This is a genomic window from Streptosporangium vulgare (genome assembly GCF_042428775.1).
GTDB lineage: Bacteria > Actinomycetota > Actinomycetes > Streptosporangiales > Streptosporangiaceae > Streptosporangium > Streptosporangium vulgare.
Window position 1 is genome coordinate 1 of record NZ_JBHMBS010000149.1, and the last position, 642, is coordinate 642.

The following is a 642-nucleotide window of genomic DNA, read 5'->3' on the forward strand; positions in this document are numbered from 1 at the left end:
ATGCGGCTTCCACCAGCGAACGGCGGGTTTTTTCTTTTTGTTGCGCTCTTACGCCCATCACGATGTCTGAATCCTTGCCAAAAGTACTGCTGGCACTATACCAGAGAATGAACATACTGGATTGCTCCAGTATTGTGAATGAACGGTAACGCAATAAAACATATTTACTGCAATTCTTTGGCCGGTTCTTTTACGTACAGCGGAAACCTGCCGCTTAAACGGAGAGTATCGTCGATAAAAATCCAATAAAACGTCAGGGCAAAAGTAAGAAACAGACAAAGCAAAGGCCGCTCAGGATATAGCCAAATAAATGACGGGGATCAATTGGCTTACCCGCGATAAAATGTTACCATTCTGTTGCTTTTATGTATAAGAACAGGTAAGCCCTACCATGCCACATTCCTACGATTACGATGCCATAGTAATAGGTTCCGGCCCCGGCGGCGAAGGCGCTGCAATGGGCCTGGTTAAGCAAGGTGCGCGCGTCGCAGTTATCGAGCGTTATCAAAATGTTGGCGGCGGTTGCACCCACTGGGGCACCATCCCGTCGAAAGCTCTCCGTCACGCCGTCAGCCGCATTATAGAATTCAATCAAAACCCACTTTACAGCGACCATTCCCGACTGCTCCGCTCTTCTTTTGC

The 642-nt window shown here is 48.3% G+C and carries 1 protein-coding gene; it reads left to right on the forward strand.

Annotated elements, in window-relative coordinates; translation table 11 throughout:
* Positions 1 to 391: 391 nt before the first annotated feature.
* A partial coding sequence (locus ACFFRH_RS44915; protein ID WP_023147286.1) for an FAD-dependent oxidoreductase occupies positions 392 to 642 on the forward strand: 251 nt, incomplete at its 3' end.